The 7,721-nt window shown below is 55.8% G+C and carries 8 protein-coding genes, 3 tRNA genes and 1 pseudogene; 8 read left to right on the forward strand and 4 right to left on the reverse strand.

Going from position 1 to position 7,721, the window contains the following annotated elements:
• Positions 1-37 precede the first annotated feature (37 nt).
• The 3 genes from HPQ64_RS11230 to ligD (HPQ64_RS11240) are packed head-to-tail and all read left to right on the forward strand — an operon-like array spanning position 38 to position 2,516.
• Positions 38-631: a DNA polymerase ligase N-terminal domain-containing protein gene (locus HPQ64_RS11230; protein ID WP_210260154.1), complete on the forward strand. Its 594-nt coding sequence runs from the start codon at positions 38-40 to the stop codon at positions 629-631.
• The gene (gene ligD, locus HPQ64_RS11235; RefSeq protein WP_210260155.1) at positions 628-1,629 is read left to right on the forward strand and encodes a non-homologous end-joining DNA ligase; all 1,002 of its coding nucleotides are present in this window, start codon (positions 628-630) and stop codon (positions 1,627-1,629) included. Before HPQ64_RS11230 ends, ligD (HPQ64_RS11235) begins: the two co-directional genes overlap by 4 nt.
• On the forward strand, positions 1,626-2,516 hold the full coding sequence (ligD, locus tag HPQ64_RS11240) for a non-homologous end-joining DNA ligase (protein ID WP_210260156.1): 891 nt from the start codon (positions 1,626-1,628) through the stop codon (positions 2,514-2,516). Before ligD (HPQ64_RS11235) ends, ligD (HPQ64_RS11240) begins: the two co-directional genes overlap by 4 nt.
• 296 nt (positions 2,517-2,812) lie before the next feature.
• Here ligD (HPQ64_RS11240) and HPQ64_RS11245 read toward each other — a convergent pair.
• From HPQ64_RS11245 to HPQ64_RS11255, 3 genes and pseudogenes are all read right to left on the reverse strand, one after another.
• Positions 2,813-2,888: transfer RNA gene (locus HPQ64_RS11245), tRNA-Thr, on the reverse strand.
• A gap of 142 nt (positions 2,889-3,030) precedes the next feature.
• Positions 3,031-3,396, reverse strand: a complete 366-nt coding sequence (locus HPQ64_RS11250) for a TrmH family RNA methyltransferase (protein WP_210260157.1) — start codon at positions 3,394-3,396, stop codon at positions 3,031-3,033.
• 92 nt (positions 3,397-3,488) lie between these two features.
• Positions 3,489-4,530: pseudogene (locus tag HPQ64_RS11255) on the reverse strand (IS3 family transposase).
• Between the two features lie 125 nt (positions 4,531-4,655).
• Between HPQ64_RS11255 and HPQ64_RS11260 the strand changes: the two are divergent.
• A complete protein-coding gene (locus tag HPQ64_RS11260) occupies positions 4,656-5,324 on the forward strand; it encodes an FkbM family methyltransferase (RefSeq protein WP_172888422.1) in 669 nt (222 codons plus the stop codon).
• A 34-nt stretch (positions 5,325-5,358) separates the two neighbouring features.
• Entirely contained in the window at positions 5,359-5,871 is a 513-nt protein-coding gene (locus tag HPQ64_RS20795; protein WP_425483817.1) for a glycosyltransferase family 29 protein, read from the forward strand.
• A gap of 102 nt (positions 5,872-5,973) precedes the next feature.
• On the opposite strand, the gene HPQ64_RS11270 is transcribed toward HPQ64_RS20795, so the two are convergent.
• Positions 5,974-6,789 (reverse strand): TrmH family RNA methyltransferase, encoded by an 816-nt coding sequence (locus HPQ64_RS11270; protein ID WP_246270421.1) that lies wholly within the window; start codon positions 6,787-6,789, stop codon positions 5,974-5,976.
• 343 nt (positions 6,790-7,132) lie between these two features.
• On the opposite strand from HPQ64_RS11270, the gene HPQ64_RS11275 reads away from it, so the two are divergent.
• The 3 genes from HPQ64_RS11275 to HPQ64_RS11285 all read left to right on the forward strand — a co-directional run.
• Positions 7,133-7,217: transfer RNA gene (locus tag HPQ64_RS11275), tRNA-Tyr, on the forward strand.
• Positions 7,218-7,233: 16 nt separating this feature from the next.
• Positions 7,234-7,307: transfer RNA gene (locus tag HPQ64_RS11280), tRNA-Gly, on the forward strand.
• A gap of 147 nt (positions 7,308-7,454) precedes the next feature.
• The coding region (locus HPQ64_RS11285; RefSeq protein ID WP_246270422.1) for a GTP-binding protein at positions 7,455-7,721 on the forward strand (267 nt) is incomplete at its 3' end.

Genomic DNA, 7,721 nt, shown 5'->3' on the forward strand with positions numbered 1-7,721 from the left:
GGCCGCTGGTTAAACTTCTGCCATCTGACGAAAGGCGATGACAATGTCCACTAGCGAGTACCGGCAAAAGCGCGATCTCTCCAGGAGCGGCGAGCCGCGAGGTTCATCTGAACCGTCGGGTGAGAAGCCGGTATTCGTAATCCAGAAGCACGATGCGAGCACGCTGCACTACGATTTTCGACTTGAGGTGGATGGCGTCCTCAAGAGCTGGGCGGTGCCCAAGGGACCTTCGACCGACCCATCGGAAAAGCGGTTGGCGATCGAGACAGAAGACCATCCCCTGGAATACGCCGAATTCGAGGGCACCATCCCAGAGGGGGAATACGGCGCCGGCACCGTGCTGATTTGGGATCGAGGCACCTACCAGAACATCACGTGGAAGGACGATAACCTGAAGCCGATGGATAAGGCGCTGGGTAGCGGTCATGCGCTGTTCCGGCTGAAGGGCGAAAAGCTCTCGGGCGGCTATGCGCTCCAACGCATCGATGACGATGAGGGGCACTGGCTTCTGGTGAAGATGGATGACGACGAGGCGGACGCGCGCCGCAACCCGGTGTCTACTGAGCCGGAGTCGGTTGTTAGTGGCCGGACGCTTGAAGAGATCGCTGGCGAGGAGAAGGGGCCTTCATGATGGCGGGGGACATGCCCGTGGCGGAAATGGATCGCTTAGGCGCGCAAGCAGCGGCCCATCCCGAGTGGTGCGCGCCCATGCTTGCGGTCCTGACGGAGGAGAGATTTTCAGACCCTGACTGGCTCTTTGAGCGAAAGTTCGACGGAGAGCGTGTCCTCGTCTTTCGGGAAGCCGACCATCTTCGCCTCCTGACGAGAAATCGTAAGGATGTGTCCGACACCTACCCTGAATTGGCCGAAGCCCTCGCATGTCAGCCCGTGCAAGACTTCGTCGCCGACGGCGAGGTCGTAGCCTTCGACGGTAAGGTGACAAGCTTTGCCTGTCTTCAGAGGCGGATGCAGATCAAGGATGCTGCCGATGCCCGCGCTTCCGGAATCCACGTGTTTTTTTATCTGTTCGACCTTCTTCACGTCAGCGGGCGCAATATCGAAGGCCTGCCGCTGCGCCAGCGCAAGAACCTGCTGAGGAAGGTCTTTCGATTTTGCGATCCGCTTCGCTACACGCAGCATCGCAATGAGTTGGGTAAGGATTACTTCCAGATGGCCTGCGAGAAAGGCTGGGAGGGGATAATCGCAAAACGTGCGGATGCCCCTTACCGTCACGGGCGCTCGCGTGACTGGCTGAAATTCAAATGCGCCAAGGGGCAGGAACTGGTCATTTGTGGCTTCACGCCGCCAAAGGGTGAGAGAAAGGGCTTCGGCGCCCTGCTGCTCGGCTATTACGAGGAGGGGATCCTACGCTACGCCGGTAAGGTGGGTACCGGTTTCGACGACGCGTTTCTCGATGATTTCCGAAAACGCCTTGAGAAGCGGCGGCGCGATACCTCGCCCCTTGATCCGGCGCCTGACGTAGCTGGCGCCATATGGGTTCGCCCCGAGTTCGTGGCGGAAATCGGGTTCACGGAATGGACGGAGCACGGGAAGCTGCGCCATCCCCGTTTTCTTGGCCTTCGGCGGGACAAGGCGGCCGAAGATGTCGTCAGGGAGAGGCCGTCTTGACCGGCAAAGTCTTTGAGCTCGAAGGGCACAGGATCGAGGTTTCGAAGCCTGAAAAAGTGTTGTTTCCCGAAAGCGGGATCACGAAAGGCGATCTTGCGGATTACTACGCTCGTATCGCGAATGTCGCCCTGCCGCACTACCGTGGGCGCCCGCTGACGATGCAACGCTTTCCCGACGGGATCGCTGAGGCTGGTTTTTTCCAAAAGCATGCGCCCGACTATTTCCCCGACTGGATCGAGCGTCGGGAGGTGGCAAAGGAAGACGGGATGGTGCGTCACGTGTTGGCGCATTCCGCCGCCACTTTGGTTTACTTGGCGGATCAGGGTTGTGTCACCCCGCATCTCGGCGTGGCTCGCGTGGACCGGCCCGACCGGCCGGACCGCCTGGTCTTCGATCTCGATCCTTCGGACGATGACTTCTCCAAGGTTCAGGAGGTGGCCGGCGCTATCCGCGATGAGCTCGATTCCAGAAAGATCGTAAGTTTCGTTCAGACCACGGGATCGCGCGGTCTCCATATCGTGATCGCGCTGCGTCGCACGGCGGGCTTTGAGCCATTGAGACGTTTCATGCGCCATTTTGCGGAAAACTTGGCGCAAGCCAATCCCCGCCTGGCCACGACGAAGCAGCGCAAGGCGCAACGCGGCGACCGAGTGCTGGTCGATACGTTCCGCACCGCCTATGGCCAGACGTTCGTCGCGCCCTACGCGGTGCGCGCTCGGCCGGGCGCGCCTGTGGCGACGCCTTTGAATTGGGACGAAGCGCTGTCCTCCGACATGTCACCACGCAAGTATGACCTAAAGACGATTTTCCGCCGGCTTGGACAGACACAGGATCCGTGGCGCGACATTGACGATCACGCAGTCGATGCCCGCAGCCTCGCCGATTAGCCGTATTGTGACGCAGTGCTAGCCCGGGCGCGGCGTAGTGCTGCAGGAATACGCTTCCGGAATATCTCCGCTCGTGTCCGTGCTAACTGTACTTGCCGTTGCATTTCGGCGGATCGGCATTTTCCTTGCGCTTGCAAGGACGATTTTAGAGACGTCCCAATAGCCGCAGGACGATTATGTGAGCTACACGCGCTCCAGGGCTCCGTTGTCGGTAACAACGTTCAGGGTTAGTGACCCGAGGTGTTACCCTGGCGCTGCTTGTGGGTGCGATTATATGACTAACTGATTGATTTTATTGGTGCCGGCAGCAGGATTCGAACCCGCGACCCCCTGATTACAAATCAGGTGCTCTACCAGCTGAGCTATACCGGCGCTGGTCTGCTTTGGCGCAATGGCAAAGCAAGGAAAAAGGCGGAAGACGTTGAGCAGCAAGGGCCCATGTCCCGAAACCCGCCCCTAGATGCCGGAAAATGTGCCCCATGTCCACAGGTTTGGACGTGTTTGAAGCCGGGATTCACATATTGTCCGCCACCGAAGGGGAATTGGGAAGTCTCATCCCTCCGCGCGAGATATAAAGCGCAAGGACTGCCGCATTCGATACGTTGAGAGAGCGAATCTTGCCCGGCACGTCGAGCCGTGCGAGACGGTCGCATACGGCACGCACGCCCTGACGCACGCCTTTCCCCTCGGAGCCCAGTACAAGGACCACATTCGCCGCGAAGGGTATATCCTCAAGCGAAGCTTCGCCTTCGCTATCCAGCGCGATTCGCTGAAAGCCCTGCGCGCCCATTTCCTCCAGGAAGTGGGCCATGTTCTTCACGCGTACGCGGCGAATCATATCGAGGGCACCCGATGCGGCCTTCGCAAGTACAGATAACATGGGACCCTAGTTACCCCCACTTCAGCGTGGAGTCCTTCGGTTGATTTTTGGCCTCATGCGGCCCGTGTTTGCAATGTCGTTTTCATGGCGAATTAGCAGGGTGTGAGATTGCCCAGGGATGAATGGGGCCTGTTGCGGTTGTAGTTTTCTTCCATGCGATTATTTGCCTTCCGGCCTCAGTGAGTGACGAAAACAGCGTCTCATTCAGGCGCTCATCCCTGAAGGTTTCGACAAACCCGTTCTGCATCGATTTGGGGGGATGTAGTGACAGTCGACACTAGTCCCCTAACACGATTTGAGAACGGGCATGCTGGTCAATTCGGCTCCGTTGTCGGAGACCACGGCGGACGGTTTGCTGGTAGACGAACGAGCGCATCGAGTTCACGGATGACCCGAAGGCCGGATAAAGAGGTATCAGCCACCAGCGCCAGACATTGGCGACTGTAATCGTCGATCACGGCCAAAACCAAGAAGCGGCATCCGTCCGTGAAGGCGTCTGACACGAAATCCAGACTCCATCTGCTATTTGTCCTGCTGGGCAAAAGCATCGGCCGCCTTCTGCCAAGTGCTCGCTTTCTGCCGCCACGTTTGCGAACCTGAAGCGTATCTTCCGCCTAAAGCCGCCGCCGCTTCTTCTGGTTCAGGGCAAGGCCCTGACGCGGCAGCATCAGGTGAATGCGCCTGTAGCCGAAGCGCCGGCGTTCGCTGGCAACCCTTTTCATGGCCTCATGCCGATCGGCATCATCCGGACGAAGGCTTCGATAGCGAACACTCGACCGGTCAACCTGCAAGACCGCACACGCCCGACGTTGGCTCGCTCCATGCTCGCAGCACAGGTGAGCCACCTCACTTCGCCTTGCATCGGGCGTCACCGTTTTTTGAAATAACACCCGTCAGCAAAGCGTTGTCGAGCATGCCTTCGGCCAGAAGCTTCTTAAGCTTCGCGTTCTCATCTTCAAGCGCGATCAGCTTGCGGGCATTAGACACATCCATGCCCCCAAACTTGGCCTTGAGCTTGTAGAAAGTGGCCTCCGAGATGCCTTGTCGCCTGCAAACATCGGCCGTCTTCTGGCCACTTTCCTGCTCCCGCAAGATATCGATGAATTCTTCTTCCCTGAATCGTGCACGCTTCATTCCGTCCGTCTCCCGATTGCGACGGACTCTTCATCAAGCCGGAGGACTCCTGAAGTCTAGGGTCAATTGGTAGCTAAAGTTGTACGAATCTGATAATAACCCCTCTGCGATAAGTGGGATGTAAAATGCAGAAAATTGGCGATTTTTGGATACCGGACGGTGATGCGAGGCCAGGGGCAAATCTGGAGAAAAGTAAAAGAAGCTTCGAGTATAACGAAGGCGTTCAAATTGGTCACCTTAAACGGGCTTTGGAGTTAGTTCCGAAATTTGATATTGCAGTAGATGGGGGCGCGAACGTCGGGTCTTGGACTAGGCTTATGGCAAAATTATTCTCTGAGGTTCATAGCTTTGAACCAAATGCATGTGCTTATGAGTGCCTCGAACGGAATGTACACGAATGGGGTATTAGCCCCATTGTTAGAACATATCCGAATGGACTCTCCGATCAAGACGAGTGTGTTTCGATTGTCACACCGCAAGATGCCCGCACGGTTACTAGCTTCGTCGGTGGGAAGGGGGATGTTAAGTGCATAACTATAGACAGCCTAGAACTGGTAGGATGTTCTTTTATTAAACTTGATGTCGAAGGTTACGAGGCAAAGGTTCTGAATGGGGCCTATAAGACGATAAAAGCATTTCGACCGTGGATAATGATTGAAAACAAACATCAGCAGAATGCACGTTACGGAGAGCCGGATGCACCTGAGAAACTGTTAGCTAAGTTCGAATATATTTTGGTAGAGAAGATTGGAGATAGGCAGATTGACTGGCTCTTTAAACCCGTTGGTGAATGATAGAAACCGCCGTTGCCTTTGCCATATTGGTAGGGTGATTCACAATCGCCGTGTTGCGATCGTTGGGAATTCTGAAATTATATTTCAGCGGGAGAATAATATTGATTCTTTTGATGTTGTCGTCCGTTTAAATAATGGCTTCATAATAAATGAATTTCATTATAAGTATTTAGGAAGTCGGACAGATATCTTAATGGTTTCGGGCTTTCGAGGTCCGAGAGTACTTGACGCCGCGCCAAATATTATATGGATGACCCCAAAATTCCGAGATAAATTAACGGACCTTGAGAGAAATACACTAATATTTTATCCAATTTCTTGGTGGGAAGAATTATACTCGAGGGTTGGTTGCCGGCCGTCGACAGGGCTTATGGCAGTCGATTTGGTTTCGCGGCTGATAGGTTGTGGAGAGATTACTTTGTTCGGATTTGATTTTTGGCAAAGTAATAATCGGCTCTCCGGAAAAAACCACATTGGCCCGCATTCCCCTGCGGTTGAGGAGTCGTTAATTCGAGGTAATGGAAAAATAAAAGACATAATAATTTAGAGTTTATATTTTTGCTGTTAGAATATATAATTCATGGTATATTAAATGAATTAAGCTCGAAATAAATTTATTGCTATAAAGATGGATGAAATCGCAGTAAAGCTATTGTTCGCGTATGATCGTCCTAGCAATATAAAGCGCAAGGACTGCCGCATTCGATACGTTGAGAGAGCGAATCTTGCCCGGCATGTCGAGCCGTGCGAGACGGTCGCATACGGCACGCACGCCCTGACGCACGCCTTTCCCCTCGGAGCCCAGTACAAGGACCACATTCGCCGCGAAGGGTATATCCTCAAGCGAAGCTTCGCCTTCGCTATCCAGCGCGATTCGCTGAAAGCCCTGCGCGCCCATTTCCTCCAGGAAGCGGGCCATGTTCTTCACGCGTACGTGGCGAATCATATCGAGGGCACCCGATGCGGCCTTCGCAAGTACAGGCCCTTCCTCGGGCGCGTGTCTTTCCGTAGTCACCACAGCGTCGGCGCCAAGCGCGACCGCGGAGCGCAGGATGGCGCCGACGTTATGCGGATCGGTTACCTGATCGAGCGCGAGAACCAGCCGGGCGCCCTTCAACTCGCCGACGCCGTATGCGGGCAGGGGGTCTGCCTCCAGTACGACGCCTTGATGCACGGCATCCCTCCCAACCATAGTCTGAAGAGCCTTGGGCGTTGCCTCTTTTACGGGAACATCGCTCGATACGCCTCGTTCCTGAAGGCGACGCAACGCGTTCGCCGTGGCGAACAACCGATGGCGCTTGCGCTCGGGATTGGCGAAAGCCGCCTCCACGGTGTGAAGGCCGTAGAGGCGCACCGGGCCAGTTATATCCGGCTTGCCGGTATGTTTTCGCTGCCTTTGTGACCGGCCTGCAGCGGGTTTTCCGGGCGGGTGGCTTTTCATCCGCTCCGCATAAACCCGATTCATTCCGCCGGCAACCGGCATTGCGATGACATGCGAAGGCCGCATACGGATGAAAGCGGTGGTTTGGCGGGCGATCCGCCGTTGGTTTCCCATGTCGCCAATCGCTGTGGAGAGGCCAGCCGAACAGCATAAATATGCGGAGATTCATCAATCGGATAACACCGCGTGACCTCCGGATGCATATGTTCTTTGCAAGCTTTTCACCTGGGAATTTAAAAACAGGCAAAAACTGCGTTGACACCCTCGGGCCCGATCTGCATAACACCGCCCACGGGATCGGCCCCGCAGCGTTTGCGGGGTGTTGCCGTGAAGCCATCCTGGAAGCTTCGGCCGAAGGATAGGGTCGGGAGGAGTGCCCGAGTGGTTAAAGGGGGCGGACTGTAAATCCGCTGGCTCAGCCTACGTTGGTTCGAATCCAACCTCCTCCACCACCCTATGGCCGGATGTGCGGGTGTAGCTCAATGGTAGAGCAGCAGCCTTCCAAGCTGACGACGAGGGTTCGATTCCCTTCACCCGCTCCACTCGCGGGGCGCAGCCGGAAGTGACCAGGGTACGTCACACGGCGCATGATCCTATGTCATTAGGATAATCGTTCCACCCACGGTCGAAAGCCAAAAGCGTGCCGAGACCGATCGACGAAACAGCGGATTGGACAGAGAGCGACGCCGATGGCGAAAGAGAAGTTTGAGCGCAATAAGCCGCACGTGAACATTGGCACGATTGGTCACGTTGACCATGGCAAGACGACGTTGACGGCAGCGATTACGAAGCAGTTCGGCGAGTTCAAGGCGTACGACCAGATCGATGCGGCTCCGGAAGAGCGGGCTCGTGGCATCACGATCTCGACGGCGCACGTCGAGTACGAGACGGATGCGCGTCACTATGCGCACGTGGACTGCCCGGGTCACGCCGACTACGTGAAGAACATGATCACG

This window comes from Hongsoonwoonella zoysiae, from assembly GCF_013266695.1.
GTDB lineage: Bacteria > Pseudomonadota > Alphaproteobacteria > Rhizobiales > Stappiaceae > Hongsoonwoonella > Hongsoonwoonella zoysiae.

Coding starts and splice junctions, on each gene's coding strand:
- HPQ64_RS11230 (WP_210260154.1), top strand. CDS start 38: ATGACAATGTCCACTAGCGAGTACCGGCAAAAGCGCGATCTCTCCAGG.
- ligD (WP_210260155.1), top strand. CDS start 628: ATGATGGCGGGGGACATGCCCGTGGCGGAAATGGATCGCTTAGGCGCG.
- HPQ64_RS11250 (WP_210260157.1), bottom strand. CDS start 3,396: ATGTTATCTGTACTTGCGAAGGCCGCATCGGGTGCCCTCGATATGATT.
- HPQ64_RS11260 (WP_172888422.1), top strand. CDS start 4,656: ATGCAGAAAATTGGCGATTTTTGGATACCGGACGGTGATGCGAGGCCA.
- HPQ64_RS11270 (WP_246270421.1), bottom strand. CDS start 6,789: ATGAATCGGGTTTATGCGGAGCGGATGAAAAGCCACCCGCCCGGAAAA.